22 protein-coding genes, 6 tRNA genes and 1 pseudogene are annotated in these 25,716 nt (G+C 53.4%); 14 read left to right on the top strand and 15 right to left on the bottom strand.

The window, feature by feature from the left end; genetic code table 11:
* Window positions 1–25: 25 nt before the first annotated feature.
* The 4 genes from ptsI to cysZ all read right to left on the bottom strand — a co-directional run bounded on the left by ptsI (window position 26) and on the right by cysZ (window position 4,360).
* The gene (gene ptsI / locus OGV79_RS19680) at window positions 26–1,753 is read right to left on the bottom strand and encodes a phosphoenolpyruvate-protein phosphotransferase PtsI (RefSeq protein ID WP_286468820.1); all 1,728 of its coding nucleotides are present in this window, start codon (window positions 1,751–1,753) and stop codon (window positions 26–28) included.
* Window positions 1,754–1,797: 44 nt separating this feature from the next.
* Window positions 1,798–2,055, bottom strand: a complete 258-nt coding sequence (ptsH, locus tag OGV79_RS19675) for a phosphocarrier protein Hpr (protein WP_005971891.1) — start codon at window positions 2,053–2,055, stop codon at window positions 1,798–1,800.
* A gap of 383 nt (window positions 2,056–2,438) precedes the next feature.
* Entirely contained in the window at window positions 2,439–3,410 is a 972-nt protein-coding gene (cysK, locus tag OGV79_RS19670; protein WP_047462171.1) for a cysteine synthase A, read from the bottom strand.
* A 188-nt stretch (window positions 3,411–3,598) separates the two neighbouring features.
* The gene (gene cysZ / locus OGV79_RS19665; RefSeq protein ID WP_286468819.1) at window positions 3,599–4,360 is read right to left on the bottom strand and encodes a sulfate transporter CysZ; all 762 of its coding nucleotides are present in this window, start codon (window positions 4,358–4,360) and stop codon (window positions 3,599–3,601) included.
* Between the two features lie 229 nt (window positions 4,361–4,589).
* On the opposite strand from cysZ, the gene zipA reads away from it, so the two are divergent.
* The 3 genes from zipA to OGV79_RS19650 all read left to right on the top strand — a co-directional run bounded on the left by zipA (window position 4,590) and on the right by OGV79_RS19650 (window position 7,921).
* Window positions 4,590–5,615: a cell division protein ZipA gene (gene zipA / locus OGV79_RS19660; RefSeq protein WP_012131371.1), complete on the top strand. Its 1,026-nt coding sequence runs from the start codon at window positions 4,590–4,592 to the stop codon at window positions 5,613–5,615.
* 70 nt (window positions 5,616–5,685) lie between these two features.
* Window positions 5,686–7,701 carry an NAD-dependent DNA ligase LigA gene (gene ligA, locus OGV79_RS19655; RefSeq protein ID WP_058667836.1) on the top strand — a complete coding sequence of 672 codons (2,016 nt, stop codon included), beginning with the start codon at window positions 5,686–5,688 and terminating at the stop codon, window positions 7,699–7,701.
* A gap of 1 nt (window position 7,702) precedes the next feature.
* The gene (locus OGV79_RS19650; RefSeq protein WP_012131373.1) at window positions 7,703–7,921 is read left to right on the top strand and encodes a DUF3820 family protein; all 219 of its coding nucleotides are present in this window, start codon (window positions 7,703–7,705) and stop codon (window positions 7,919–7,921) included.
* Here OGV79_RS19650 and OGV79_RS19645 read toward each other — a convergent pair.
* Window positions 7,918–8,916 (bottom strand): bile acid:sodium symporter family protein, encoded by a 999-nt coding sequence (locus OGV79_RS19645; protein WP_012131374.1) that lies wholly within the window; start codon window positions 8,914–8,916, stop codon window positions 7,918–7,920. The genes OGV79_RS19650 and OGV79_RS19645 overlap by 4 nt on opposite strands.
* A gap of 89 nt (window positions 8,917–9,005) precedes the next feature.
* On the opposite strand from OGV79_RS19645, the gene OGV79_RS19640 reads away from it, so the two are divergent.
* Window positions 9,006–9,932: a LysR family transcriptional regulator gene (locus OGV79_RS19640; protein ID WP_012131376.1), complete on the top strand. Its 927-nt coding sequence runs from the start codon at window positions 9,006–9,008 to the stop codon at window positions 9,930–9,932.
* Here OGV79_RS19640 and OGV79_RS19635 read toward each other — a convergent pair.
* Window positions 9,923–10,264, bottom strand: coding sequence for a FlxA-like family protein (locus tag OGV79_RS19635; RefSeq protein ID WP_024130136.1), 342 nt, complete (start codon window positions 10,262–10,264; stop codon window positions 9,923–9,925). The two genes, OGV79_RS19640 and OGV79_RS19635, sit on opposite strands and share 10 nt — an antisense overlap.
* A gap of 235 nt (window positions 10,265–10,499) precedes the next feature.
* Here OGV79_RS19635 and xapA point away from each other — a divergent pair, with 235 nt between their 5' ends.
* The 3 genes from xapA to OGV79_RS19620 all read left to right on the top strand — a co-directional run bounded on the left by xapA (window position 10,500) and on the right by OGV79_RS19620 (window position 13,632).
* Window positions 10,500–11,333, top strand: coding sequence for a xanthosine phosphorylase (gene xapA, locus OGV79_RS19630; RefSeq protein WP_286468818.1), 834 nt, complete (start codon window positions 10,500–10,502; stop codon window positions 11,331–11,333).
* Between the two features lie 60 nt (window positions 11,334–11,393).
* Window positions 11,394–12,650 (top strand): nucleoside permease, encoded by a 1,257-nt coding sequence (locus tag OGV79_RS19625; protein ID WP_286468817.1) that lies wholly within the window; start codon window positions 11,394–11,396, stop codon window positions 12,648–12,650.
* 97 nt (window positions 12,651–12,747) lie between these two features.
* On the top strand, window positions 12,748–13,632 hold the full coding sequence (locus tag OGV79_RS19620) for a LysR family transcriptional regulator (RefSeq protein WP_115614583.1): 885 nt from the start codon (window positions 12,748–12,750) through the stop codon (window positions 13,630–13,632).
* A 128-nt stretch (window positions 13,633–13,760) separates the two neighbouring features.
* Here the strand turns inward: OGV79_RS19620 and OGV79_RS19615 are convergent.
* The 4 genes from OGV79_RS19615 to OGV79_RS19600 form a co-directional block, all read right to left on the bottom strand.
* Window positions 13,761–13,836, bottom strand: a tRNA-Lys gene (locus tag OGV79_RS19615).
* 4 nt (window positions 13,837–13,840) lie between these two features.
* Window positions 13,841–13,916: transfer RNA gene (locus OGV79_RS19610), tRNA-Val, on the bottom strand.
* A 46-nt stretch (window positions 13,917–13,962) separates the two neighbouring features.
* Window positions 13,963–14,038: transfer RNA gene (locus OGV79_RS19605), tRNA-Val, on the bottom strand.
* A 44-nt stretch (window positions 14,039–14,082) separates the two neighbouring features.
* Window positions 14,083–14,158: transfer RNA gene (locus OGV79_RS19600), tRNA-Val, on the bottom strand.
* 259 nt (window positions 14,159–14,417) lie between these two features.
* Between OGV79_RS19600 and gltX the strand changes: the two genes are divergently transcribed.
* Complete coding sequence (gene gltX, locus OGV79_RS19595; RefSeq protein ID WP_047462188.1) at window positions 14,418–15,833, top strand: glutamate--tRNA ligase; 1,416 nt, start codon at window positions 14,418–14,420, stop codon at window positions 15,831–15,833.
* 76 nt (window positions 15,834–15,909) lie between these two features.
* Here gltX and OGV79_RS19590 read toward each other — a convergent pair whose 3' ends face one another.
* Window positions 15,910–16,299, bottom strand: a complete 390-nt coding sequence (locus tag OGV79_RS19590) for a MerR family transcriptional regulator (RefSeq protein ID WP_012131383.1) — start codon at window positions 16,297–16,299, stop codon at window positions 15,910–15,912.
* Window position 16,300: 1 nt separating this feature from the next.
* Complete coding sequence (locus OGV79_RS19585; RefSeq protein WP_012131384.1) at window positions 16,301–16,663, bottom strand: YfeC-like transcriptional regulator; 363 nt, start codon at window positions 16,661–16,663, stop codon at window positions 16,301–16,303.
* 221 nt (window positions 16,664–16,884) lie between these two features.
* Between OGV79_RS19585 and OGV79_RS19580 the strand changes: the two genes are divergently transcribed.
* From OGV79_RS19580 to OGV79_RS19570, 3 genes are all read left to right on the top strand, one after another.
* Window positions 16,885–16,960: transfer RNA gene (locus tag OGV79_RS19580), tRNA-Ala, on the top strand.
* A 39-nt stretch (window positions 16,961–16,999) separates the two neighbouring features.
* Window positions 17,000–17,075 (top strand) — tRNA-Ala (locus tag OGV79_RS19575).
* A gap of 210 nt (window positions 17,076–17,285) precedes the next feature.
* Complete coding sequence (locus OGV79_RS19570; RefSeq protein WP_286468816.1) at window positions 17,286–19,484, top strand: bifunctional diguanylate cyclase/phosphodiesterase; 2,199 nt, start codon at window positions 17,286–17,288, stop codon at window positions 19,482–19,484.
* Window positions 19,485–19,563: 79 nt separating this feature from the next.
* Here the strand turns inward: OGV79_RS19570 and nupC are convergent, their stop codons facing one another.
* On the bottom strand, window positions 19,564–20,751 hold the full coding sequence (gene nupC, locus OGV79_RS19565) for a nucleoside permease NupC (RefSeq protein ID WP_012131386.1): 1,188 nt from the start codon (window positions 20,749–20,751) through the stop codon (window positions 19,564–19,566).
* 275 nt (window positions 20,752–21,026) lie between these two features.
* Between nupC and OGV79_RS21735 the strand changes: the two genes are divergently transcribed.
* Together OGV79_RS21735 and OGV79_RS19560 are read left to right on the top strand one after the other, a co-directional pair.
* On the top strand, window positions 21,027–21,116 hold the full coding sequence (locus OGV79_RS21735) for a hypothetical protein (RefSeq protein ID WP_418222348.1): 90 nt from the start codon (window positions 21,027–21,029) through the stop codon (window positions 21,114–21,116).
* Entirely contained in the window at window positions 21,097–22,335 is a 1,239-nt protein-coding gene (locus tag OGV79_RS19560; RefSeq protein WP_230010349.1) for an Nramp family divalent metal transporter, read from the top strand. The genes OGV79_RS21735 and OGV79_RS19560 overlap by 20 nt, the downstream gene beginning before the upstream one ends.
* Window positions 22,336–22,435: 100 nt before the next feature.
* Here OGV79_RS19560 and ypeC read toward each other — a convergent pair whose 3' ends face one another.
* On the bottom strand, window positions 22,436–22,756 hold the full coding sequence (gene ypeC / locus OGV79_RS19555; RefSeq protein ID WP_200075589.1) for a DUF2502 domain-containing protein YpeC: 321 nt from the start codon (window positions 22,754–22,756) through the stop codon (window positions 22,436–22,438).
* 124 nt (window positions 22,757–22,880) lie between these two features.
* Window positions 22,881–23,879 (bottom strand): L-glyceraldehyde 3-phosphate reductase, encoded by a 999-nt coding sequence (gene mgrA, locus OGV79_RS19550; RefSeq protein ID WP_047462199.1) that lies wholly within the window; start codon window positions 23,877–23,879, stop codon window positions 22,881–22,883.
* Between the two features lie 182 nt (window positions 23,880–24,061).
* Here mgrA and OGV79_RS19545 point away from each other — a divergent pair.
* A pseudogene (locus tag OGV79_RS19545) lies at window positions 24,062–25,715 on the top strand (alpha-keto acid decarboxylase family protein).
* The last annotated feature ends 1 nt before the right edge of the window (window position 25,716 follow it).

Below are 25,716 nucleotides of genomic sequence, written 5' to 3'. Positions count from 1 at the left end.
AGTAAATTGGGCCGCATCTCGTGGATTAGCAGATTGTTTTTTCTTCAATGAACTTGTTAACCAGCGTCATTAACTCGTCCGTTGTCGGTTGAGCAAGAGCCTGCTCTGCTAACACCTTCGCATCTTCGAAGTTCGTGTTACGGATAATCTTCTTAATGCGCGGGATAGAAATGGCGCTCATAGAGAATTCGTCCAGACCCATCCCCAGCAACAGAAGTGTAGCACGTTCGTCGCCTGCAAGCTCACCACACATGCCAGTCCATTTACCTTCAGCATGAGAAGCATCAATAACTTGCTTGATCAAGTTCAGCACGGACGGTGACATTGGCTGGTAAAGATGTGAAATCATATCATTACCACGGTCAACTGCCAGGGTGTACTGCGTTAAATCATTGGTGCCGATACTAAAGAAATCAACTTCTTTAGCTAAATGACGAGCAATGATTGCCGCAGCCGGTGTTTCCACCATCACGCCAATCTCAATGCTTTCATCAAATGCTTTACCTTCGTCGCGCAGTTCCTGTTTGTAGATTTCAATCTCTTTGCGCAGCGCGCGAACTTCTTCAACAGAGATGATCATCGGGAACATGATGCGCAGTTTACCGAACGCAGAGGCGCGCAGAATGGCGCGAACCTGGTCACGCAGGATCTCTTTGCGATCCATAGCGATACGTACCGCACGCCAGCCCAGGAACGGGTTCTCTTCTTTCGGGAAGTTCATGTACGGCAGTTCTTTGTCGCCGCCGATATCCATAGTACGGACGATAACCGCCTGAGAGCCGCAGGCTTCAGCGACGGCTTTGTACGCCGCAAACTGTTCTTCTTCAGTCGGCAGCGCGTCACGGTCCATGAACAGGAATTCAGTACGATACAGACCAACGCCTTCCGCGCCATTGCGCTCTGCGCCTTCAACGTCACGAACGGTACCGATGTTGGCGCAAACTTCTACCTGATGACCGTCCAGCGTGATAGCCGGCAGATCTTTCAGTTTAGCGAGTTCCGCTTTCTCGGTTGCAACCTGCTCCTGAACGGCGCGCAGTTTTTCAATTTCTTCGTTGGTTGGGTTGACGTAAACCTGATTGTTTACGGCATCCAGAATCAGATAGTCGTCGTTTTTCACCTGAGAGGTGACGTTACCGGTGCCCACGATGGCCGGCAGTTCCAGAGAACGCGCCATGATAGAGGTGTGGGAGGTACGTCCACCTGCGTCAGTGATGAAACCCAGCACCTTTTGCAGGTTCAGCTGTGCGGTTTCTGATGGGGTCAGGTCAGCGGCAACCAGGATGACTTCGTCCTTGATTGCGCTCAGGTCGATGATTGCCAGACCCAGGATGTTGCGCAGCAGGCGCTTACCAATGTCACGCACGTCAGCCGCGCGTTCTTTCAGGTATTCATCATCCAGTTCTTCCAGGGCAGTGGCCTGACCTTCGATAACTTCATGCGCAGCTGCGTCAGCCGTCATGTTCTTATCTTTAATCAGGGCTATGATTTCCTGCTCCAGCTCCTCATCTTCGAGCAGCATGATATGCCCTTCAAAGATGGCTTCTTTTTCTTCACCGAACGTTTCACCAGCTTTCGTTTTGATCGCTTCCAGTTGCGCAGATGCCTTGGCACGACCGCTCAGAAAACGTTCAACTTCCTGATCAACCTTGTCGGCAGAAATTTTTTTCCGGTCAATGACGATTTCGTCTTCTTTCAGCAGCAGTGCTTTGCCGAAAGCGATACCCGGGGATGCTAAAATGCCTGAAATCATAACCCTACCTTACTTGTGACTGATTTTTAAAAGAACCCGGGAACTTACTCGAGTTCCGCCATCAGTTTGACCAGATGCTCTACCGCTTTTTGTTCGTCTTCGCCTTCAGCAGCGATGGTGACAACGGTGCCCTGAGTCAGGCCCAGAGTCTGTAGTTTGAACAGGCTTTTTGCGCTGGCGCTTTTGCCGTTGGAAGTCACAGTAATCTCAGAAGTGAAGCCTTTCGCTTCTTTAACAAACTGAGCAGCAGGGCGGGTGTGCAGACCGTTCGGAGCGGTAATGGTAACTTCTTGCTGGAACATTGTATTTCCCCAACTTATAGGTTTAGTGTTGTGGAACTAAAGTCTAGCCTGGCGGTTTGACTTTAGCCTGTATTGTTAGCGTCGGCGTAAACGGGACGCGACACACCAGGTGTTATGCGCAATCCGTTGCTGGCAACTGCTGGCCGCTGACGTTTCGCTCGTCATTAAACATTATGCCGTGAAAGGAAGACTTGAACCAAATCATTAAATCGATTCAGCTAGCGCTTTTCCTGTAACGATTAATTTCGGGCATCAAAATAATTAGTCTGGTTAAATACCAGACCCGGCAGGGTGAATCAATGCCAGGAGGGTTGAAAATTTGAAGCAGGCCACAAAAAAGCACCCAAAAGGGTGCTTTTTTACGCGTTTTTAACATGCTGGCATTACTGTTGCAGTTCTTTTTCAGTAAAGAGATCGGCAAACAAAGCAGTGCTCAGATAACGCTCACCCGATGACGGTAGGATAACCACAATATTCTTATTGGTAAAGGTTTCATCTTCCTGGAGCTTAAGTGCTGCCGCAACGGCCGCGCCGGAAGAGATCCCCGCCAGAATACCTTCCTCTTCCATCAGGCGACGAGCGGTGGAAATGGCTTCTTCATTTGTGATACCGACAACTTTATCAATCAGTTTCAGATCGAGGTTGCCCGGAATGAAGCCTGCGCCAATGCCCTGAATTTTGTGCGGGCCGGGCTTCAGTTCTTCACCAGCCAGCGCCTGCGCGATAACCGGAGAGTCGGTCGGTTCTACTGCTACGGTAATGAGGTCCGTTTTGCCTTTGGTGCCTTTGATGTAGCGGGTGACGCCTGTCAGCGTACCGCCGGTGCCGACGCCGGAGATAAAGACATCGACCTGACCATCGGTATCTTCCCAGATTTCCGGGCCGGTGGTTTTTTCGTGAATTTCCGGGTTAGCCGGGTTGCTGAACTGCTGAAGCAGCAGGTATTTTTCTGGATCGCTGGCGACAATCTCTTCCGCTTTCTGGATAGCGCCTTTCATGCCTTTCGCGCCTTCGGTCAGTACGAGGTTCGCCCCCAGCGCTTTGAGCAGTTTGCGACGCTCAACGCTCATGGTGTCCGGCATGGTCAGCGTCAGCTTGTAGCCACGCGCGGCAGCAACATAAGCCAGCGCGATACCGGTGTTGCCGCTGGTCGGTTCCACCAGTTCGACGCCCGGTTTCAGCACGCCGCGTTTTTCGGCATCCCAAATCATATTGGCACCGATACGGCATTTAACGCTGAAGCTCGGGTTACGTGATTCCACCTTCGCCAGAATGCGTCCGTTACCGATACGGTTCAGTCGAACCAGCGGCGTATGACCGATAGTCAGCGAGTTATCTTCAAAAATCTTACTCATGGCCTGTCCTTAACTGTATGAAATTGGGATACATGGGCTAGCATACCTGCTCAGAGAATATGCGGAAGTAAGGATTTAGCATATCTATATTCGGAAGGGAAATAATGGCTACCGAGATGGAATAAGGAGCGGCATAAGCCCCTCCTTTTTTATACAACTATTTTACAGGTTTATGAGTGTGCTGTGATTCATTTCCATGACCCATGTCTGGAACGGTAGCAATCAACCCACATCGCCGTTGCGCCACACACGGCGACGGGCATGATCACCAGGTTAAGCACCGGGATCATGGTGAACAAACTGGTTAACGCGCCGAACTGCATATTGGCGACTTTCTGCGTGCGCAGGGCGGTGCGCATCTCTTTGAACGGGACTTTGTGGTTGTCGAAGGGATAGTCGCAATACTGAATCGCCAGCATCCACGCGCTGAACAGGAACCACAGCACCGGGGCGACGGTTTGCCCGACTCCTGGAATAAAATAGAGAATTAACAGCACAATGGCGCGCGGCAGATACCAGATGAACTTTTGCCATTCGCGTTTCATAATGCGCGGCACATCTTTCATAATCCCCAGTACGCCGGTATCTGGCGGCGTTGCGCCGGTCAGGCGCGCCTCAAGCTGTTCCGCCAGCAGACCATTGAAAGGGGCGGCGATCCAGTTGGCAATGGTTGAAAAGAAATAGCCGAAGACCAGTAAAACCGAGATGACCGCAATGGGCCACAGCAGATAGCTTAACCACTGCAACCAGTCGGGAACGTGGCTCATCAGCGAAGGGATCCAGACGTCCAGTTGCGTAAACAGCCACCAGAATGCGCCGCCCATCAGCAAAATGTTTACCAGTAACGGCAAAATAACAAAGCGACGGATCCCCGGTTGCGTGACCAGTTTCCACCCCTGTGAGAAATAGTAAAAGCCGCTGCGAGGTGTAGTTGCGGATGATGACACCATAATCAGGACATGCTCCTTTAATAAAGCCCCGGGTAAACTTTGCGTATCTTACCGGGTTGTGACGCGTTCGCCAGTTAAGAAATGTTCGAAAAAACAGCAAAAAGCACGATTTCGTTCATCTTTATGCTGTGAAAGCCAAGAGCGCACTTGCACTTGACGTAATCGGCAAATACTCTTAGTGAGTAAATGTTTGCCGTGGTGGCAAGGTGTTAGAACAACAGAGAATATAATGATGCAGGATTTGCGTCTGATATTAATCATTGTTGGCGCGATCGCCATAATCGCTTTACTGGTACATGGTTTCTGGACCAGCCGTAAAGAACGATCTTCTATGTTCCGCGATCGTCCACTGAAACGCATGAAGTCAAAACGTGACGACGATTCTTACGACGATGACGTCGAAGAAGAGGAGGGCGTGGGTGAAGTTCGTGTTCACCGCGTGAATCATGCCCCCGGCAACGCTCAGGAGCATGATGCGCCTCGTCAGTCGCCGCAACACCAATACCAGCCGCCTTATGCGTCTGCACAGCCTCGTCAACCGGCTCAGCAGCCGCCTGAAGCGCCAGCGCAGCCGCAGCAACGGCCGCAGTATGGGCAGCCGTCGCAACCGCAACCGGCACAACAACCGGCACAGCCTGTGCAGCAGCCAGTACAGCAACAGCCGGTAGCGCCGCAGGTTCAGTCTGCGCCGCAACAGCCTGTTCAGCCAGCGCCACAGCAACCTGCGCCTCAGCCTGCTCCGCAGACTTTCCAGCCAGCGGAACCTGTCGCAGAGCCTGCGCCAGCGCCTGAACCAGTAGTGGAAGAAGCGCCCGTCGCGGAAAAACCGCAGCGTAAAGAAGCGGTCATTATTATGAACGTCGCCGCTCATCATGGCAGCGAGCTTAGCGGCGAAGTGCTGCTGAACAGCATCCAGCAAGCGGGCTTCAAATTTGGCGATATGAATATTTTCCATCGCCACCTGAGCCCGGATGGCAGCGGCCCTGCGCTGTTTAGCCTGGCCAACATGGTGAACCCGGGAACGTTTGATCCTGAAATGACCGGTGATTTCTCCACGCCGGGGGTCACTATCTTTATGCAGGTGCCTTCTTACGGCGACGAGTTGCAAAACTTTAAGCTGATGCTCCAGTCTGCGCAGCATATCGCTGATGAAGTCGGCGGCGTGGTGCTTGATGACCAGCGCCGGATGATGACGCCGCAGAAACTGCGTGAATATCAGGATCGCATTCGCGAAGTGAAAGAATCCAACGCCTGAGAAACCCAGGCGTGATCCCCCCTTTCTGAACCCCCGCCTGTCGGGGGTTTTTTATCATTGATGGTGCGATATGGAATCAATCGAACAACAACTGACAGAACTGCGAACCACGCTTCGCCATCATGAGTATCTTTACCATGTGATGGATGCGCCGGAGATCCCGGACGCTGAGTATGACCGTCTGATGCGCGAACTTCGTGAGCTGGAAGCGCAGCATCCAGATTTAATTACGCCGGACTCCCCGAGCCAACGCGTCGGAGCGGCGCCGCTGGCGGCGTTCAGCCAGATTCGCCACGAAGTGCCCATGTTGTCGCTGGACAACGTGTTTGATGAAGAGAGTTTTCTGGCGTTTAACAAGCGCGTGCAGGATCGGCTAAAAAACAGCGATAAACTGACCTGGTGCTGCGAGCTGAAGCTGGACGGTCTGGCTGTCAGCATCCTGTATGAAAACGGCGTGCTGATCAGCGCGGCAACGCGTGGCGATGGAACGACCGGCGAGGACATCACCTCCAATGTGCGTACCATTCGCGCTATTCCGCTGAAGCTGCGTGGCGATAACATTCCGGCGCGTCTGGAGGTTCGTGGCGAAGTTTTCCTGCCGCAGGCCGGGTTTGAAAAAATTAATGAAGAGGCGCGCCGCACCGGTAATAAAGTGTTTGCCAACCCGCGTAACGCTGCGGCGGGGTCGTTGCGCCAGCTTGATCCGCGTATTACCGCGAAGCGACCGCTCACTTTCTTTTGCTACGGCGTCGGCATTCTGGAAGGTGGCGAACTGCCCGATACGCATCTGGGGCGCTTGCTGCAATTCAAAGCCTGGGGGCTTCCGGTAAGCGACCGGGTGACGCTGTGCGACTCTCCCGAAGCGGTGCTGGACTTCTATCACAAAGTGGAAGAAGACCGCCCGACGCTGGGTTTTGACATTGACGGCGTGGTGATTAAAGTCAACTCGATGGCGTTGCAGGAACAGCTTGGATTCGTCGCCCGCGCGCCGCGCTGGGCGGTGGCCTTTAAGTTCCCGGCGCAGGAGCAAATGACGTTTGTACGCGATGTAGAGTTCCAGGTGGGGCGGACTGGCGCGATCACGCCCGTCGCCCGTCTCGAACCGGTGCATGTTGCAGGTGTGCTGGTCAGCAACGCCACCTTGCACAACGCGGATGAAATTGAGCGTCTTGGCCTGCGCATTGGCGACAAAGTGGTGATTCGCCGTGCGGGGGATGTGATCCCGCAGGTGGTGAACGTGGTGCTTTCCGAACGCCCGGAAGAGACGCGCCCGGTCGAGTTCCCGACGCATTGCCCGGTGTGCGGTTCTGATGTTGAGCGCGTGGAAGGCGAAGCGGTCGCTCGCTGTACCGGCGGCCTGATCTGCGGCGCGCAGCGCAAAGAGTCGCTCAAGCACTTTGTTTCCCGCCGGGCAATGGACGTTGATGGCATGGGCGATAAAATTATCGACCAGCTTGTCGAGAAAGAGTATGTCCACACCCCGGCAGATCTGTTCCGTCTGACGGCAGGCAAACTGACGGGCCTGGATCGTATGGGGCCGAAATCGGCGCAGAATGTGGTGAATGCGCTGGAAAAAGCGAAAGAGACCACTTTCGCGCGATTCCTCTATGCGCTCGGTATCCGCGAAGTGGGCGAAGCCACGGCGGCAGGGCTGGCGGCGTACTTCGGTACGTTAGAGGCGCTGGAAGCGGCCTCTATCGACGAACTGCAAAAAGTGCCGGATGTCGGCATTGTGGTCGCTACGCACGTCTTTAACTTCTTTGCTGAAGAGAGTAACCGGGACGTGATCGGGCAGTTACTGGCGGAAGGCATTCACTGGCCTGCGCCGATCGTGGTTAACGCCGACGAAATCGACAGCCCGTTTGCCGGTAAAACGATCGTCCTGACGGGCAGCCTCAGCCTGATGTCGCGAGATGATGCGAAAGCGCGCCTCGTGGCGCTGGGGGCGAAAGTGGCGGGCAGCGTATCGAAAAAAACCGATCTGGTGATTGCGGGCGAAGCGGCGGGATCTAAGCTGGCGAAAGCGCAGGAACTGGGGATTGACGTGATCGACGAAGCAGAGATGCTCCGCTTACTGGGTGTCTGACATGGAAAAAGAGCAGCTGATTGAGATAGCCAATACGGTGATGCCGTTCGGCAAGTACAAAGGGCGTCGGCTCATTGATGTGCCGGAGGAGTATTTGCTGTGGTTTGCCCGTAAGGATGAATTTCCGGCGGGAAGACTGGGTGAGCTGATGCAAATCACGCTGCTGATTAAAACCGAGGGGCTGACGCAGCTGGTGCAGCCCCTGAAACGGCCTCTTTAAGCCTTCGCGGCGCGGCCTTCTTGCTGCGCCTGCAACTTATCGGTCTGGCGTTTGTAGCGACGCGCCAGCATCGCGCAGACCATCAACTGGATCTGATGGAAGATCATCAACGGCAGCACCATCATCCCAATCACTGAGGTGGGAAACAGGATATTGGCCATCGGGATGCCGTTCGCCAGACTCTTTTTCGACCCGCAGAAGACAATGGTTATCTCATCTGCTTTGTTGAATCCGAACCTGCGGGCGGCAAACACGTTAACGCCAATGACAATCGCCAGCAGCACAAGGCTGACGACGACAATAAACAACAACGAGCCCCATCCCACTTTGTGCCAGATACCGTTAACGACGGCTTCGCTGAATGCGGAATAGACGACCAGCAGAATGGAGGTCTGGTCCGTTTTCGCAATCCACTTTTTATGACGCGCGACCCAGTTGCCAATCCACGGACGCGACAGGTGCCCCAGCACAAACGGCAGCAGCAGTTGCAGCATGATCTTGCCGACCTGTTCCAGGCTGCCTTCTGCTCCGTGGATATTCATCACCAGGCCGACGAGCAGCGGCGAAAGAAAAATCCCCAGCAGGCTGGAGGCCGATGCCGAACAGACGGCCGCCGCGACGTTTCCTCCCGCCAGAGAGGTAAAGGCGATGGCAGACTGTACGGTCGCGGGCAAAATACACAGGTACAGGAAACCGGTATACAGCATGGGATCGACATTGACGGGCGCCCACCAGGCAAATAACACCCCGAGAACCGGAAACAGGATGAAGGTGCTGCACATTACCCACAGGTGCAGCCGCCAGTGGCTGCCGCCCGCGATAATGGCTTCGCGTGAGAGTTTTGCGCCATGCATAAAAAACAGCAGCGCAATCGCGGCGGTGGTTAAGCCTTCAAAAAACGGAACGAAATCCCCTTTGGCCGGAAAAAAGGAGGCCAGCAAAACGACGGTGATAAGCGTCAGCGTGAACGGATCAAGAATACGAAAAAGTTTCATAAAAACTCCTGAAAGTCGATGCAGGTATTTTGCTTTTTTCCGTTTGAGAAATAAAATTGATTTATTGCATCTATATATGAATTTAACAGATGAATTATTCTCTGCGTCAACTTCGTATCTTCGTCACCGTCGCTCAGGCTAAAAGCTTTAGTCGGGCAGGGGACGTCATTGGTCTGAGTCAGTCTGCGGTGAGCCACAGCGTAAAAGAGCTGGAACGGCAGACGGGAGTTAAGCTGTTGGATCGCACCACGCGAGAAGTGACGCTGACGGAAGCGGGTCAGCAGCTGGCGGGGCGTCTGGAGCGTGTTCTCGATGAACTGCACAGTACTCTGCGGGAAGCCGGAAGAGTGGGGACGCAGTTAACCGGCACCGTGCGCGTGGCGGCCAGCCAGACGATTTCCGCGCATCTTATCCCGCAGTGTATCGCGCAGAGTAACCAGCTGTACCCGGAAATTGATTTTGTACTGCACGATCGTCCCCAGCAGTGGGTGCTGGAGAGCATTCGTCAGGGGGATGTGGATTTTGGCATTGTCATCGATCCCGGGGCTGTTTCGGATTTGCAATGTGAAGCCGTACTGTCGGAACCCTTTTTGCTGTTGTGTCGCCAGGATAGTCCGTTAGCGCAGCGGGAGTGGGTTAACTGGCAGGATCTTAAACATGAGCGGCTGGTATTACAGGATTACGCCTCCGGCAGCCGCCCGTTGATTGACGCGGCTTTCGCGCATTTTGCCATTGATGCCACGATCGTGCAGGAGATTGGGCATCCCGCAACGCTGTTTCCGATGGTGGAGGCGGGGATTGGCATCAGCGTGTTGCCCGCGCTGGCGTTACCGCTGCCTCAGGGAAGTCATTTGCAGGTGAAACGGCTGACGCCCGTCGTCGAAAGGCAGTTGATGCTGGCGAGACGCAAGAACCGGTCGCTCTCTACGGCGGCTCAGGCGCTGTGGGACGTCGTGCGCATGCAGGCCAGTGAACTTACCGCTGGCCGTGCACGCGATCCGTTGTATCAGATATAAACATCAATTTGGTGATCGTCGGAAGGCGCGTTGACACCTTCGGCCCTGAGTTGTTTCTGCTCCTGCTTCTGCTGCGTTTCTTCTGCCTGCTGGCGCTGTAATTGCGCCAGCTGCGCCTGCAACATTTTAATTTGCGTCTGTATCAGTTCCTGCTGCTTTTGTTTCTCTTCTGTGCTGCCACTGCCGTCAGCAACCTCTTTGAGCTGCTGTGTAAGCTTTGTAATTTGCTGCGTGATGCGTGAGATTTGCGCAGACAAATCGTTACCGGTAGCGGCTTTGCTGCCCGTGCTGCCGCTCTGAACGGCGGAGACTGAAGTGTTGATCGTCGTCATTACCATTTCCTCTTGCCTTAAAACATTAATATCGGCAGAGGTGAACAGACCTTCAGCAGTCCCTGCCATTTCTGGTGGGCAAATCAGGCAAAGTCTGACCATTTTATTTTACGTATCAATATACATTTTATATCGATCGTCCGGGAAAACGGTATTGGTAATCGGTTGGTTACTCTCGTTATAACAACGACGTACCCAACGTATTTATCGATTATTCCGTTTTTAAGGACCCCTTATGACCCACACCCTTTTTTCGCAGAATCCCTGGTACAGCGCTGACATCATTCGCGCGCACAAGCCTGATTTTACCCCGCGTGTTGCTTTCATTCTTGGCTCCGGTCTGGGAGCGCTGGCGGAGCAAATTGAAGACGCGGTGGCAATTTCTTATGCGCGTTTGCCTGGTTTTCCGGTCAGTACCGTTCACGGGCATGCGGGGGAACTGGTGCTGGGGAATCTGGCTGGAGTCCCGGTGGCATGTATGAAAGGCCGTGGGCACTTTTACGAAGGTCGCGGCATGACGATCATGACTGACGCGATCCGTACCCTGAAACTGCTGGGCTGTGAACTGCTGTTTTGCACTAACGCCGCCGGCTCTCTGCGCCCGGAAGTCGGGCCAGGCAGCCTGGTCGCGTTGAGCGATCATATCAATACGATGCCGGGCACGCCGATGGTGGGGATGAACGACGAACGCTTTGGCGATCGCTTCTTCTCGCTGGCCAATGCCTACGATGCGGATTACCGCGCCATTCTCCAGCGCGTTGCAGGGGAAGAGGGCTTCACGCTTCACGAAGGGGTGTTTGTCTCTTATCCGGGGCCGAACTTTGAGGCGGCAGCGGAAATTCGCATGATGCAGATCATCGGTGGCGACGTGGTGGGAATGTCGGTCGTCCCGGAGGTGATTAGCGCGCGCCATTGCGGACTAAAGGTGGTGGCCGTATCCGCGATCACCAATCTGGCGGAAGGGCTGGGTGATGTGAAACTGTCCCATGCGCAAACGCTGGCGGCAGCTGAGCTTTCCCGGCAGAACTTCATCAATCTGATTTGCGGCTTCTTACGCCAACTGGCTTAAAACACAAAATAATAATGGCCCTGCTTGCAGGGCCGTACTTTACGGCAAGGAACGAAAAAAATGGGTATTACGTCCCGCTTAAAAGTCATGTCGTTTTTACAATATTTTATCTGGGGAAGCTGGCTGGTGACCCTGGGTTCTTACATGATTAACACCTTACATTTTACTGGCGCTAACGTTGGAATGATTTACAGCTCAAAAGGGCTGGCGGCGATTATTATGCCGGGCATTATGGGGATCGTCGCCGATAAATGGCTGCGTGCCGAGCGTACATATATGCTCTGCCATCTGGTGTGCGCCGGCGCGTTGTTGTATGCCACGACCGTGACCGACCCGGATGCGATGTTCTGGATAATGTTAATTAATGCAATGGCCTATATGCCGACTATTGCCTTATCCAACAGCGTTTCTTACGCCTGTCTGGCGCAGTCCGGCCAGGACCCGGTTACTGCATTCCCGCCCGTTCGCGTCTTTGGCACCGTGGGCTTTATTATCGCTATGTGGACGGTCAGCCTGATGGGGCTGGAGCTAAGCAGCGCGCAGCTGTACATTGCCGCTGGCGCTTCGCTGTTACTGGCGCTGTATGCCTTTACGCTACCGAAAATTCCGGTGGCGAAGAAGAATACGTCCGCCACGCTTGCCAGCAAACTGGGGCTGGATGCGTTTGTCTTATTCAAAAATCCGCGAATGGCGATTTTCTTTTTGTTTGCGATGATGTTAGGGGCTGTGCTGCAAATTACGAATGTTTTCGGTAATCCCTTCCTGCACGATTTTGCCCGCAATCCGGCGTTTGCCGACAGCGTTGTGGTGAAATATCCCTCCATCCTGCTGTCTGTTTCCCAAATGGCTGAAGTGGGTTTCATTCTGACTATCCCGTTCTTTCTGAAACGCTTTGGCATTAAAACCGTGATGCTGATGAGTATGCTGGCATGGACGCTGCGCTTTGGCTTTTTTGCGTTTGGCGATCCATCCCCGTTTGGCGTTGTGCTACTGCTGATGTCGATGATTGTTTACGGTTGCGCTTTCGACTTTTTCAATATTTCAGGATCGGTATTTGTTGAGCAGGAAGTCAGTTCGACGATCCGCGCCAGTGCGCAAGGGCTGTTTATGACTATGGTCAATGGTGTAGGCGCCTGGGTCGGGTCAATTTTGAGCGGTATCGCCGTGGACTACTTCTCGGTGGGCGGCGTGAAAGACTGGCAGACCATCTGGCTGGTATTCGCCGCTTATGCGCTGGCGCTGGCAGTGATTTTTGCGCTGTTTTTCAAATATAAACACGAGCCAGAAAAATGGCTGGCGAAACCACTGGCGCACTAACGGCTGAAACGGCGGGGCGCCTGCCCGCCGTTTCAACGTCCCTGAGACAAATGTGCTAACGTTGCGCATTATTCCTTATCTATGGAGCGCAATAATCATGGAACGCGTACATCGTATAGATCTTAAATTATTGCGCTATTTTCTCGCTGTTGCTGAGGAGCTGCATTTTGGCCGGGCGGCGGCGCGTCTGAATATGTCTCAGCCTCCTCTGAGTATTCATGTCAAAGAGCTGGAAAATCAGCTCGGCACGCCGTTGTTTGTTCGCCATTCCCGCAGCGTGGCGTTAACGCATGCGGGGAAAATTCTCATGGAAGAGTCGCGGCGTTTGTTGTTCAGCGCGAATCAGGCATTTGCGCGCGTGGAACAGATCGGACGCGGTGAGGCAGGGCGCATTGAACTGGGCGTTGTGGGCACGGCGATGTGGGGGAAAATGCGTCCTGTGATGCGCCGTTTTTTGAAAGAGAACCCCAATGTCGAGGTGTTATTTCGCGAAAAAATGCCTGCGATGCAGATGGCGTTACTGGAACGACGCGAGCTGGATGCTGGCATCTGGCGGATGGCGATCGAACCGACGGAGGGATTTACCAGTCTGCGTTTACATGAATCCGCATTTCTGGTGGCGATGCCGGAAGATCACCCTCTGGCTTGCTGCCCGGCGATCCCTCTTGATGCGTTACGCAACGAATATTTCGTTACCATGCCTTCGATTCATACCGACTGGGCATTTTTGCAACGTGTTTGTCAGAAAGCCGGATTTACGCCGATGATAGTGCGTGAAGTTATGGAGCCGCAAACGGTGCTGGCGATGATCAGCATGGGGATTGGCATTACGTTAATCGCGGATAGTTATGCGCAGATGAACTGGCCGGGCGTGGTGTTTCGCCCTCTGGAAGAACGTATTCCGGCAGATTTGTATATTGTTTACGAGCCGCAGCAGGCAACACTGGCATTAACGAAGTTGATTGATGCGCTGATTCGTTGAGCATTGCCGGATGGCGGCGCAAGCGCCTTATCCGGCCTACAAGACCCGTAGGCCTGATAAGCGAAGCGTCATCAGGCATATAAATATCGCGCATAGCAAAAAGGCACCTTTAGGGCGCCTTTTTACATTGGTGGGTCGTGCAGGATTCGAACCTGCGACCAATTGATTAAAAGTCAACTGCTCTACCAACTGAGCTAACGACCCGAAGTGGTGGGTGATGACGGGATCGAACCGCCGACCCCCTCCTTGTAAGGGAGGTGCTCTCCCAGCTGAGCTAATCACCCACTTCGGTACTTCATTTTACTGCAAGAAATCCAGCTGGCGAGAAAGTGGTGGGTGATGACGGGATCGAACCGCCGACCCCCTCCTTGTAAGGGAGGTGCTCTCCCAGCTGAGCTAATCACCCACTTCTCAATTTCTTGCTACACGGCGGAGACTACATAAAGTAGTTGGTGGGTGATGACGGGATCGAACCGCCGACCCCCTCCTTGTAAGGGAGGTGCTCTCCCAGCTGAGCTAATCACCCCCGCTGTGTGGAGTCGCATTATAGGGAGAGTTGAAAATGAGTCAACGCATTTTCTAAAGAAATTGTCCGTTCGTCGTAAATTTAAACAAAACGATCGCGAATTACTCCGTTCAGCATGATTTGTATACGAAAATCGCAAAGCGTGATGTTCCAACCCGAACAACATTGAGGAATCAGACCACGGTGATAGAATACCAGCCTGATAATCTTTCCCGGATTTGCCGGTTGTCGGCATCTTTAATAAACGTAAGGCCATTTCATGAAAATCAAAACTCGCTTCGCGCCAAGCCCGACAGGCTATCTGCACGTCGGCGGCGCGCGTACTGCTCTTTACTCCTGGCTTTTTGCACGTAACCACGGCGGTGAGTTTGTGCTGCGTATTGAAGACACCGATCTCGAACGCTCCACGCCGGAAGCTATTGAAGCCATTATGGATGGTATGAACTGGCTGAGCCTGGAATGGGATGAAGGCCCGTATTTCCAGACCAAACGTTTTGATCGTTACAACGCGGTGATTGATGAGATGCTGGAAGCGGGTACGGCATATAAATGCTACTGCTCCAAAGAGCGTCTGGAAGCACTGCGCGAAGAACAAATGGCGAAAGGCGAGAAGCCGCGTTACGACGGCCGCTGCCGTCATGGTCACGAACATCATTCTGACGATGAGCCTTGCGTTGTGCGTTTTGCCAACCCGCAGGACGGCTCCGTTATTTTTGACGACCAGATCCGTGGGCCGATCGAATTCAGCAACCAGGAGCTGGACGATCTGATCATTCGTCGTACCGACGGTTCCCCGACCTATAACTTCTGCGTGGTTGTGGATGACTGGGATATGGAAATCACCCATGTGATTCGTGGCGAAGACCATATCAACAACACGCCGCGCCAGATTAACATCCTGAAAGCGCTGAACGCGCCGGTTCCGGTGTACGCGCACGTTTCCATGATCAACGGCGACGACGGTAAAAAACTGTCCAAGCGTCATGGCGCGGTCAGCGTGATGCAGTATCGTGACGACGGCTACCTGCCGGAAGCGCTGCTGAACTACCTGGTGCGTCTGGGCTGGTCCAGCGGCGATCAGGAGATCTTCACCCGTGAAGAGATGATCAAGCTGTTCTCGTTGAATGCTGTGAGCAAATCCGCCAGTGCGTTCAACACTGACAAACTGCTGTGGCTGAACCATCACTACATCAATTCTCTGGCGCCGGAATATGTGGCAACGCACCTGCAATGGCACATTGAGCAGGAGAATATCGATACCCGTAACGGCCCGCAGCTGGCTGAACTGGTGAAACTGCTGGGCGAACGCTGCAAAACACTGAAAGAGATGGCGCAAAGCTGCCGCTATTTCTATGAGGACTTTGCTGAGTTCGACGCGGATGCGGCGAAAAAACACCTGCGCCCGGTCGCGCGTCAGCCGCTGGAAGTGGTGCGTGATAAGCTGGCGGCCATCACAGAGTGGAGCGCAGAAAACGTACACCATGCAATTCAGGCGACAGCCGATGAACTGGAAGTGGGGATGGGGAAAGTCGGTATGCCGCTGCGCGTTGCCGTCACTGGCGCAGGCCAGTCTCCGGCGCTGGACGTCACGGTGCATGCGATTGGTAAATCCCGCAGCATTGAGCGCATCAATAAAGCGCTGGCTTTTATCGCGGAACGTGAAAATCAGCAGTAAGGTGTATTAACCGTAGGCCGGGTGGGGGTTGCGCCGCCATCCGGCCTGTTGCCCGATGGCGCTGCGCTTATTGGGTCTACGATTCATCAAGGCCCAAACGGGCGAGAAAACCGCGTATGCCTTCTCGCGACAGAAACTGCGCCAGCTTTTCCTGCTCTTTGGACGACATGTTCTCCACGGCATCAATAATCTGGCGATAGGCGTGGCTGCGCACAACGTGGCTGTATTCGGCAAGCGGCTCTTCCGCCTGATAAAACGCAGAATGGTTGCGGAAGGCAGGGATGTTAAGAATAAATTCCTGTACGCGAGCATCAATGTGAATGAGCCTTGCCCGACCGCCTTTTACGCCCGGAAACTTTTCAGTTTCCCATCCTTGTTCTCTGATCCACCGATTAACGGTTTGTCTGGCGACGCCAAGGCACTCCGCCAGCTCTTCGGTCGTCATTTTGCTGCGTAATTTTTTCATATTATTTGCTATCGCGAATCCCTAAGCGTTGTAACAAACCGGTAATCCCTTCACGCAAAAGCAAAGACGTAAAGTGCTTCTGTTCAGATGGCGTCATCTCTTTGGCCAGCGTGACCAGCAGCGATTCAAGAGAGGTATCGCTGGTTAACGAAAAGGATTCCGATGCTCCCTCCGCAGAACGTTCGGCGCTGCGGATATATTCGCGAACCTGCTCATTAACGTGTACCAGCCGGGCTTTTCCTCCCTGTACGCCTGGTTTGGGCGACGTCGTCCAGCCTTCCTTGCGCACCCATTTATTGATGGTTTGTCGGCTGTAACCGGTCAGATTAGCGAGTTCTTCTGGCGTCATCCGTTCCTTGAACATAACGATTCCCTGAATAGTCGTATGGTTAATTAGCGGTTCACTTTATAGCATCATTTTAGTTGAAACCGTGACGCGTTTAACTACTAAATGCGAGTTGTTACGCAATGTTCTTCATTTGCCTGCTTTTTCAGCGATTGAATTTGCCGGCGGCATTTTGCCGTTGACACATGCGAAGGGAATTCATATGATGCCGCCCGTCAACTCGACAAGCTTTACGTGACGGGGCTATAGCTCAGCTGGGAGAGCGCTTGCATGGCATGCAAGAGGTCAGCGGTTCGATCCCGCTTAGCTCCACCAAATTTGAATCCCAACAAATCTGGTACGTAAAAGCATCGTGGGGCTATAGCTCAGCTGGGAGAGCGCTTGCATGGCATGCAAGAGGTCAGCGGTTCGATCCCGCTTAGCTCCACCAAAATTTGAACCCTCGCTGAAAAGCGGGGGTTTTTTGTATCTGCGTTCCCGCCATTTTTGTAATACAGTTTCAGTAAGCGTCAATACCTTTGTATCAAATGAAAGAACGTGTAAGAGCGCCTGATATCAGGCCTGTGCAGGTTTGCTTCGCGTCACGAATAAACTTATTATTTGTGTGCCTTATAGCGTGACTGATGAGAACAGGGAATCTATGCAGGATAAGCATAACTTACTAAAAAATATAAGAATATTTATCGTTTCTTTGACGCTATCCATTGTCGGTATACAGTTCTCCCGCTCTATTTCTCCGCTCGCCGTTGTCGATGACAGCTCTATTTTCCTGGCCTGGCTGCCGCTATGCGTCATGTTTTCCGTGCTTTTCTTATTTGGCCGACGCGGTATTGTCCCCATCATTTTAGCGATGATGGCGACCAATCACTGGAACCTTCATCTCCCGTTAATGCAGGCAGCGGTGCTGTTATTTTGTCAGACCTTTTCCGTATTGGGCATTTGCGGGATCGTCCGCTGGCAAGTGGGGGCGCGCTGGCGTCATGGATTGCCTGACAGGAATATCTGGTTGCGTATCTTCTGGCTCGGGTTTGTCGCGCCGGCGGGCATCAAAGCCAGCATGTATCTCGCGGGGCATTGTCTGGACTACCCTGTTGCGATATCAACATTCTTTGGTACGGCAACCATTATTTATACCATCGTGGATATTCTGAGCCTGATTTCAGCGGTCCTGATTTTCACTATGCTCTTTTATTATCCTCTGCGGATGATAATCAACCCGCGCTATTGCCGCATTTTCTGGCGCAGGGACATTGCGCCGTATCTGGTCAAAGAGAAGCGTCTGTTTACCCTGACCTGGATCTCCGTCGTTGTGGCGCTGATCGTTCTGATGTGCGCGCCTTTTGATGCCGACTATATTGCCGGTTATCTGGTGCCCGTCTTTTTTATTGTTTTTACGCTCGGCGTGGGCAAGCTGAGTTATCCGCTGCTGAACCTCAGCTGGGCCATCTCTGCGCTGTGCCTGCTGGTGTATAACCGGAATTTCTTGCAGGGCGTCGGCTCCGAATATTCACTGGCCTTTATCCTCTCTGTTCTCATCTCCTTTAGTATTTGCTTGCTGTATATGGTGTGTATTTATCAACGCAGCGAATGGTTGAACCGACAGTGGCATGGTCAGGCATTAACCGACCCGTTGACGCGCCTTCCTAACATTCGCGCGCTGGAGCAATTTTTGTTGCAGGGAACAGGACAAACGGTGTGCTGCCTGCGGATGGAAAACCTGGAATTTTTGAGTCGACATTACGGCATGCTGATGCGCGTTCATTGCAAACGCTCGGTGTGTCGAATGCTGCAACCGTTCCTGCAAGAAAACGAGAGCGTATTTCAGGTGCCAGGCAGCGAATTGTTGTTAGTGCTTCGCGGCCCTGAGACGGAAGCCCGCCTGCAACATATGGTTAATCTCCTCAATAGCCGCAAAATTTACTGGAACAATACCGGGCTGGACATGGAATACGGCGCCGCGTGGGGCGCTTACGACGGCAGACAGGAGACGCTACAACCCCTGCTGGGGCAGCTTAGCTGGCTGTCGGAGCAATCCTGCGCGAACCACCGGGTTATGGCGCTGACCCAAAGTCTTGAGGCGGTCTCCGATCAGACGACGGAACGGGTATTACTGCTGCAAAAGGTTCGCAAGGCGCTGGAAAACGGCGATCTGGTTTTGTACGCGCAACCGATTCTCAACGCGCAGGGGAAAGGGTATGCGGAGGTTCTGGCGCGACTGAAAAGTGATGACGGCATTATGACGCCGGATCAGTTTATTCCACTGATTGCCCAATTTAACCTCAGCGCCCGCTTTGATTTACAGGTTGTGGAAGCCCTGCTGCGATGGATAGCCACCCATCCGACGACAGCGCCGGGCGCCCGTTTCTCGGTCAATTTAATGCCGTTGACGTTACTGAATAAAGAGAGCGCATCACGCATTATCGGCCTGTTCAGGCGTTATGGTATTACGCCTGAAAGCGTGATCATCGAAATCACCGAAGAGCAGGCGTTTTCCAATTCTGAAATCAGCACGCAGAATATTGCGCAACTGCGGAATTTCGGTTTCAGGATAGCCATTGATGATTTTGGTACGGGATACGCGAACTATGAACGTCTTAAACGCCTGCGGGCAGACATCATCAAGATTGATGGTTGCTTCATAAAAGACATTATGACGGACTCTCTGGATGCGATGATCGTGAAATCAATTACCGATCTCGCGAAAGCGAAATCCTTATGCGTGGTTGCCGAATTTGTCGAGACGCCGGAGCAGCGGGAATTACTTTTAAGCCTGGGCGTGAACTATCTGCAAGGTTATCTGATTGGGCGACCGCGCCCGCTGGAAGCGCCACAGCCATAAAAAACCGGGGAACATGTCCCCGGTTGCGCGTCGTAAGGCCAGATGAAGACGTTTGCGCCGCCGCCTGGCGATACCGTAATTACAGCACCAGCGCTGCGATAGACGCAGACAGTACGCTCACCAGCGTTGAGCCGTACACCAGTTTCAGACCAAAACGTGAAACCACGTTGCCTTGCTCTTCGTTCAGACCTTTAATCGCGCCGGCGATAATCCCGATGGAAGAGAAGTTAGCGAAGGAGACCAGGAATACAGAGATGATGCCTTCCGCGCGCGGAGAGAGCGTAGAGGCGATTTTCTGTAGATCCATCATGGCGACGAATTCATTAGATACCAGTTTGGTCGCCATGATACTGCCTACCTGAAGCGCTTCATTCGCCGGAACCCCCATGACCCAGGCCACCGGGTAGAAGATGTAACCCAGAATGCCCTGGAAGGAGATGCCCAGAACGGCCGCGAACAGGGCGTTCAGCGCCGCGATCAGGGCGATAAAGCCAATCAGCATCGCCGCAACGATAATCGCGACCTTAAAGCCTGCCAGAATGTATTCGCCCAGCATTTCGAAGAAGCTCTGACCTTCGTGCAGGTTAGACATCTGAATATTTTCTTCGCTGGCTTCGACGCGATACGGGTTGATCACTGACAGAACGATAAAGGTGCTGAACATGTTCAGAACCAGCGCCGCAACGACATATTTCGGCTCCAGCATGGTCATGTACGCGCCTACGATAGACATGGATACGGTAGACATTGCCGTTGCCGCCATCGTGTACATACGATTGCGGGACATTTTGCCGAGGATGTCTTTATACGCGATAAAGTTCTCAGACTGGCCCAGAATCAGGGAACTGACGGCGTTAAATGATTCCAGTTTACCCATCCCGTTGACTTTGGATAAGAGGAAACCAATCGCGCGAATCACAACCGGCAGAACGCGGATGTGCTGAAGAATACCGATCAGCGCGGAAATAAAGACGATGGGGCAAAGGACTTTCAGGAAGAAGAAGGCCAGGCCCTGATCGTTCATGCTGCCGAAAACGAAGTTGGTCCCTTCGTTGGCAAAACCGAGCAGTTTTTCAAACATCTCGGAGAAACCTTTCACGAAGCCCAGGCCAACGTTTGAGTTCAGGAAGAACCAGGCCAGTAAAACTTCGATAACAAGCAGCTGAATGACGTAACGAATGCGAATTTTTTTACGGTCATGGCTTACCAGCAGTGCGAGTACCGCAACAACAGCGAGGGCCAGGACAAAATGAAGGACGCGGTCCATATTTGCTCCAAATATGAGGCAGGTTTAATTTCCGTGCACATTCTATGCAACAACAATAAAGAAAACGAGATCAAACACACACTATAATAAGGAGCTGTGATGAGATTCAAAATTAGTGATCTGGAATACGTTTCTGTTATGTTTAGTATGGAAGTGAAAAGTTATGTCATTGTGCTAATCTCATACAATTAACAAACAACCTGGTTTTGTTTTTCGACCCTCCCTTGCTGGCCCATAGCCTGGCGCTATCAGAGATATCAACGTTACCCATTAAAATGCACTTGATAATCATTCTCAATAAACATAGCATAAAACATAGCAAAGGCTATGTTTCTGAGGCAAAAGATGACAAACGATCGCGTTGAAAGCAATAGTGGACGGGCGGCGCGCAAGTTAAGGCTCGCATTGATGGGCCCGGCGTTCATCGCCGCGATCGGATACATCGATCCCGGTAACTTTGCGACTAATATCCAGGCCGGGGCCAGCTTTGGCTATAAATTGCTGTGGGTGGTTGTCTGGGCGAACCTGATGGCGATGCTCATTCAGGTTCTGTCGGCCAAACTGGGGATTGCGACAAGCAAAAACCTGGCGGAGCAAATTCGCGATCATTACCCGCGCCCTGTCGTCTGGTTCTATTGGGTTCAGGCGGAAATCATCGCGATGGCCACCGACTTAGCGGAATTTATCGGGGCGGCGATCGGCTTTAAACTCATTCTCGGCATCTCCCTGTTGCAGGGGGCGGTGCTGACAGGTATCGCCACATTCCTGATTCTGATGTTGCAGCGTCGTGGGCAAAAACCGCTGGAAAAAGTGATTGGCGGATTACTGCTGTTTGTGGCCGCAGCCTATATTGTGGAACTGATTTTTTCGCAGCCAAGCCTGGCGCAGCTGAGCAAAGGGATGATCATCCCCAGCCTGCCGAACTCTGAGGCGGTATTTCTGGCTGCCGGGGTGCTGGGCGCGACCATCATGCCCCACGTTATCTATCTGCACTCTTCTTTAACGCAGCATCTGCACGACGGCTCCCGGCAGCAGCGCTATGCCGCCACTAAATGGGATGTGGCGATAGCGATGACGATTGCAGGGTTCGTGAACCTGGCGATGATGGCGACCGCTGCCGCCGCGTTCCATTTTAGCGGGCATACCGGTATTGCCGATCTTGATCAGGCGTATCTGACGCTGGAACCGCTGCTTAGCCATGCTGCGGCGACGGTGTTCGGCCTGAGCCTGGTTGCGGCGGGGCTCTCTTCCACCGTGGTCGGTACGCTGGCGGGGCAGGTTGTGATGCAGGGATTTGTTCGCTTCCACATTCCGCTGTGGGTACGCCGCACCATCACGATGATGCCGTCGTTTATCGTTATTCTTATGGGGCTTGATCCAACCCGAATCCTGGTGATGAGCCAGGTCCTGCTGAGTTTCGGCATTGCGCTGGCGCTGGTGCCGTTATTGATTTTTACCAGCGATCGCACATTGATGGGCGATCTGGTGAATACCCAATGGGTTAAGTACATCGGCTGGATGATTGTGGTGCTGGTGGTGGCGCTGAATATCTGGTTGCTGGTAGGAACCGCGCTGGGGTTGTGATTTGAAGACCGTATAGCCAGGGAAGTTAAGAGAAATGGTTGAATCGGTATTGCTGATAAAAACACAATTCGAAAATAGCCCCGTTTGAACGGGGCTATTTTTAATGGCGGTGTCCGTGACCCCGGCCAGGGTGGTGGTCGCGATCGCGCCAGCCTTCGCGGTAGCCGCGTTCATAGGCTTTGCGCTTATCCCAGCCGCGATGATAGCCATTATCGTGTCGCCACCAGCGATTTTTACGCCATTCATAATGGTGGTGCCAGTAATCCCGGTCGCGCCAGTATCTGCCGTCCCAGTAGTTACCGTAATTATCGCGATCGCCAATTTGTAATTTTATCGATGGCAACAGGGTGATTTCGCCAGCGTTCGCGGCAAGCGGTGTAAAAGCCAATAAGGCTACCGCCAGAATCAGTGACCTGAACATTCTTTTTCTCCTTCACGATCGAGCCGTAATCGGCCTGTTAACGCAATATTACGGGGCGGTAAAGCCCCGTTTCATCGCCTTAACTCTTAAATCATGAGCGAGAGCACTTTTTGCTAAAAAATGATTATTGGCTGCCGTTCAGGATTGCGTTGATTTCTGCGCATTCGGCGGGAGAAAAATGACGATTCGCCAGCATCCCCACGGCATCTTCAATTTGTGCGGTCTTGCTGGCGCCAATCAGCACTGACGTCACTTTGTCGTCGCGCAGCACCCAGGCCAGCGCCATCTGGGACAGTTTTTGCCCCCGACGTCCGGCCAGCGCATTTAACTGGCGCACTTTTTCCAGTTTCTCTGGGGTAATCTGATCCGGGTTAAGGAAGCGGCTTCCGCTGGCGGCCCGGGAATCAGCCGGAATGCCGTTGAGATAACGATCGGTTAATTGCCCGCCCGCCAGCGGTGAAAAGGCGATACTGCCAACGCCTTTCTCCTGCAATAAGGCCAGCAAGCCGTCTTCGACCCAGCGCTCGAACATCGAGTATTTGGGCTGGTGAATCAGGCACGGCGTGCCCAGGTCGTCCAGGATCTCAATGGCCTGTCTGGCCAGATCCGCCGGATAGTTGGAAATCCCGACGTACAGCGCTTTTCCCTGACGAACAATATGATCCAGCGCTTTCATCGTCTCTTTGAGCGGCGTTTCCGGGTCAGGGCGGTGGTGATAGAAGATATCGACATATTCCAGCCCCAGACGTTTCAGGCTTTGATCGAGGCTGGCTATCAAATACTTGCGCGAACCCCAGTCACCGTAAGGGCCATCCCACATGGTATAACCCGCTTTAGTAGAAATGATCAGTTCATCGCGCCACGGTAAAAAGTCTTCCTGTAGGATACGGCCAAAGTGGCGCTCTGCTGAGCCTGGCGGCGGGCCGTAATTATTCGCGAGATCAAAATGGGTAATTCCCAGATCAAAAGCACGCTGTAGCAGCGCCCGGCTGTTCTCTACCTGAGTGGTATCACCGAAATTGTGCCATAGCCCAAGTGAAATGGCGGGGAGCTTTAAACCGCTCTGACCGCAGCGGCGATACTCCATTGTCTGGTAGCGATTTTCATCGGCCCGATAAACCATGTTGTTGCCCTCTGAATGACGTGAGTTTTCAGTGTATACGTTTACACGGATTGTTATTCAATGAGATTACACCGTGAAAAACTGTAAATCCTGCTTTCCACCCCTTTTGCAGCAGCTTTTCTGGACAGCTATCACAGTTCTTTAATACTCAACATGAGGTTACCGTCAGAAGGATAGCTGTCATGCAAACCCCATATTCCGTTGCGGATTACCTGCTGGACAGACTGGCAGGCTGCGGTATCGGGCATCTTTTTGGTGTGCCGGGCGATTATAATTTGCAGTTTCTTGACCATGTGATTGCGCATCGTGACGTATGCTGGGTAGGGTGCGCGAATGAGCTGAATGCCGCCTATGCGGCTGATGGCTACGCCCGGTTAGCCGGGGCAGGGGCGTTGTTGACCACTTTCGGCGTAGGGGAGTTAAGCGCGCTTAATGGCCTGGCGGGAAGCTACGCAGAGTACGTTCCCGTGCTGCATATTGTCGGCGCGCCATGCAGCGGCGCACAGCGGCGGGGCGAACTGATGCATCACACTCTCGGCGATGGCGACTTTCAGCATTTTTACCGTATAAGCCAGGCTGTAACGGCCGCCAGCGCCGTGTTGAATGAACAGAACGCCTGTTATGAAATCGACCGCGTATTACGCGGAATGCTGACGATGCGCAGACCCGGCTATCTGATGTTACCGGCGGATGTGGCAAAACGACCTGCTGTCCCTCCTGTAAACGTTCTCACACCTGACCGTGCTGAAGGGGAAAATGACACGGTGGCGGCGTTTTGCTATCGCGCGCGCCAGCGGCTGATGAACAGCCCGCGCGTGGCGCTGCTGGCAGACTTTCTCGCCTTGCGTTTTGGCTTGCAGCCAGTTTTACAACGCTGGATGGCGGAAACGCCAATAGCGCACGCGACGCTGCTCATGGGCAAAGGGCTGTTTGATGAGCAGCACCCGAATTTTGTCGGTACATACAGCGCCGGAGCCAGCAGTGAATCGGTGCGTCAGGCGATTGAAGAGGCTGATACCGTTATCTGCGTTGGCACCCGGTTTGTCGATACGCTGACGGCGGGCTTCACACAGCAACTGCCGCAGGAACGCACGATTGAAATCCAGCCGCATGCTTCGCGCGTCGGGAATAGCTGGTTCAGCGGTCTGTCGATGGAGCAGGCGGTCACTACGTTGCGCGAGTTATGTCTGGAACTTTCATTTTCGCCTCCTCCGACCCCGGCGCATGCGCCCGGCGGCCATATTGAGAAGGGGACGCTGACGCAAGAAAACTTCTGGCATACGGTACAGGCGTACCTGCTGCCGGGCGATATTATCCTTGCCGATCAGGGAACCGCCGCGTTTGGCGCGGCGGATCTTTCACTGCCTGCTGGCGCGGACGTGCTGGTGCAACCGCTTTGGGGATCAATCGGCTATGCTTTGCCCGCCGCCTTTGGCGCGCAAACCGCCTGCCCGGAACGGCGAGTGATTCTGATTACCGGAGACGGCGCGGCGCAGCTGACGATTCAGGAACTGGGGTCGATGATGCGGGATGGACAGTCGCCGGTCATTCTGCTGCTCAATAACGATGGCTATACCGTGGAGCGCGCCATTCATGGGGCGAACCAGCGTTATAACGATATCGCCGGATGGAACTGGACGCAGGTTCCGCAGGCGCTCAGTGCGAACTGTCAGGCGGAGTGCTGGCGGGTAACGCAGGCTATCCAGCTGGAGGAAGTGCTGGCGCGCCTGAAATCCCCGCAGCGGCTTTCGCTGATTGAGGTCGTGCTGCCAAGCCGATTTGCCGGAATTGCTGCGTACCGTCACCCGCGCGCTGGAATCGCGCAACGGGGAGTAAA

The sequence above is a fragment of the Citrobacter sp. CK185 genome, assembly GCF_030333565.1.
Taxonomy (GTDB): domain Bacteria; phylum Pseudomonadota; class Gammaproteobacteria; order Enterobacterales; family Enterobacteriaceae; genus Citrobacter_B; species Citrobacter_B koseri.
Note: the sequence above shows the minus strand (reverse complement) of the source record. Positions and strands in the feature narration are given on the sequence as shown.

Excerpts from the sequence above, each read along its gene's own strand:
- cysK (WP_047462171.1), bottom strand. The coding sequence starts at position 3,410 with ATGAGTAAGATTTTTGAAGATAACTCGCTGACTATCGGTCATACGCCG.
- gltX (WP_047462188.1), top strand. The coding sequence starts at position 14,418 with ATGAAAATCAAAACTCGCTTCGCGCCAAGCCCGACAGGCTATCTGCAC.
- OGV79_RS19625 (WP_286468817.1), top strand. The coding sequence starts at position 11,394 with ATGGGTATTACGTCCCGCTTAAAAGTCATGTCGTTTTTACAATATTTT.
- ligA (WP_058667836.1), top strand. The coding sequence starts at position 5,686 with ATGGAATCAATCGAACAACAACTGACAGAACTGCGAACCACGCTTCGC.
- OGV79_RS19560 (WP_230010349.1), top strand. The coding sequence starts at position 21,097 with ATGACAAACGATCGCGTTGAAAGCAATAGTGGACGGGCGGCGCGCAAG.
- OGV79_RS19620 (WP_115614583.1), top strand. The coding sequence starts at position 12,748 with ATGGAACGCGTACATCGTATAGATCTTAAATTATTGCGCTATTTTCTC.
- zipA (WP_012131371.1), top strand. The coding sequence starts at position 4,590 with ATGATGCAGGATTTGCGTCTGATATTAATCATTGTTGGCGCGATCGCC.
- OGV79_RS19590 (WP_012131383.1), bottom strand. The coding sequence starts at position 16,299 with ATGAAAAAATTACGCAGCAAAATGACGACCGAAGAGCTGGCGGAGTGC.
- OGV79_RS19585 (WP_012131384.1), bottom strand. The coding sequence starts at position 16,663 with ATGTTCAAGGAACGGATGACGCCAGAAGAACTCGCTAATCTGACCGGT.
- nupC (WP_012131386.1), bottom strand. The coding sequence starts at position 20,751 with ATGGACCGCGTCCTTCATTTTGTCCTGGCCCTCGCTGTTGTTGCGGTA.
- mgrA (WP_047462199.1), bottom strand. The coding sequence starts at position 23,879 with ATGGTTTATCGGGCCGATGAAAATCGCTACCAGACAATGGAGTATCGC.
- OGV79_RS21735 (WP_418222348.1), top strand. The coding sequence starts at position 21,027 with ATGCACTTGATAATCATTCTCAATAAACATAGCATAAAACATAGCAAA.
- ptsH (WP_005971891.1), bottom strand. The coding sequence starts at position 2,055 with ATGTTCCAGCAAGAAGTTACCATTACCGCTCCGAACGGTCTGCACACC.
- cysZ (WP_286468819.1), bottom strand. The coding sequence starts at position 4,360 with ATGGTGTCATCATCCGCAACTACACCTCGCAGCGGCTTTTACTATTTC.
- OGV79_RS19650 (WP_012131373.1), top strand. The coding sequence starts at position 7,703 with ATGGAAAAAGAGCAGCTGATTGAGATAGCCAATACGGTGATGCCGTTC.
- OGV79_RS19635 (WP_024130136.1), bottom strand. The coding sequence starts at position 10,264 with ATGACGACGATCAACACTTCAGTCTCCGCCGTTCAGAGCGGCAGCACG.
- xapA (WP_286468818.1), top strand. The coding sequence starts at position 10,500 with ATGACCCACACCCTTTTTTCGCAGAATCCCTGGTACAGCGCTGACATC.
- OGV79_RS19640 (WP_012131376.1), top strand. The coding sequence starts at position 9,006 with ATGAATTATTCTCTGCGTCAACTTCGTATCTTCGTCACCGTCGCTCAG.
- OGV79_RS19645 (WP_012131374.1), bottom strand. The coding sequence starts at position 8,916 with ATGAAACTTTTTCGTATTCTTGATCCGTTCACGCTGACGCTTATCACC.
- OGV79_RS19570 (WP_286468816.1), top strand. The coding sequence starts at position 17,286 with ATGCAGGATAAGCATAACTTACTAAAAAATATAAGAATATTTATCGTT.
- ptsI (WP_286468820.1), bottom strand. The coding sequence starts at position 1,753 with ATGATTTCAGGCATTTTAGCATCCCCGGGTATCGCTTTCGGCAAAGCA.
- ypeC (WP_200075589.1), bottom strand. The coding sequence starts at position 22,756 with ATGTTCAGGTCACTGATTCTGGCGGTAGCCTTATTGGCTTTTACACCG.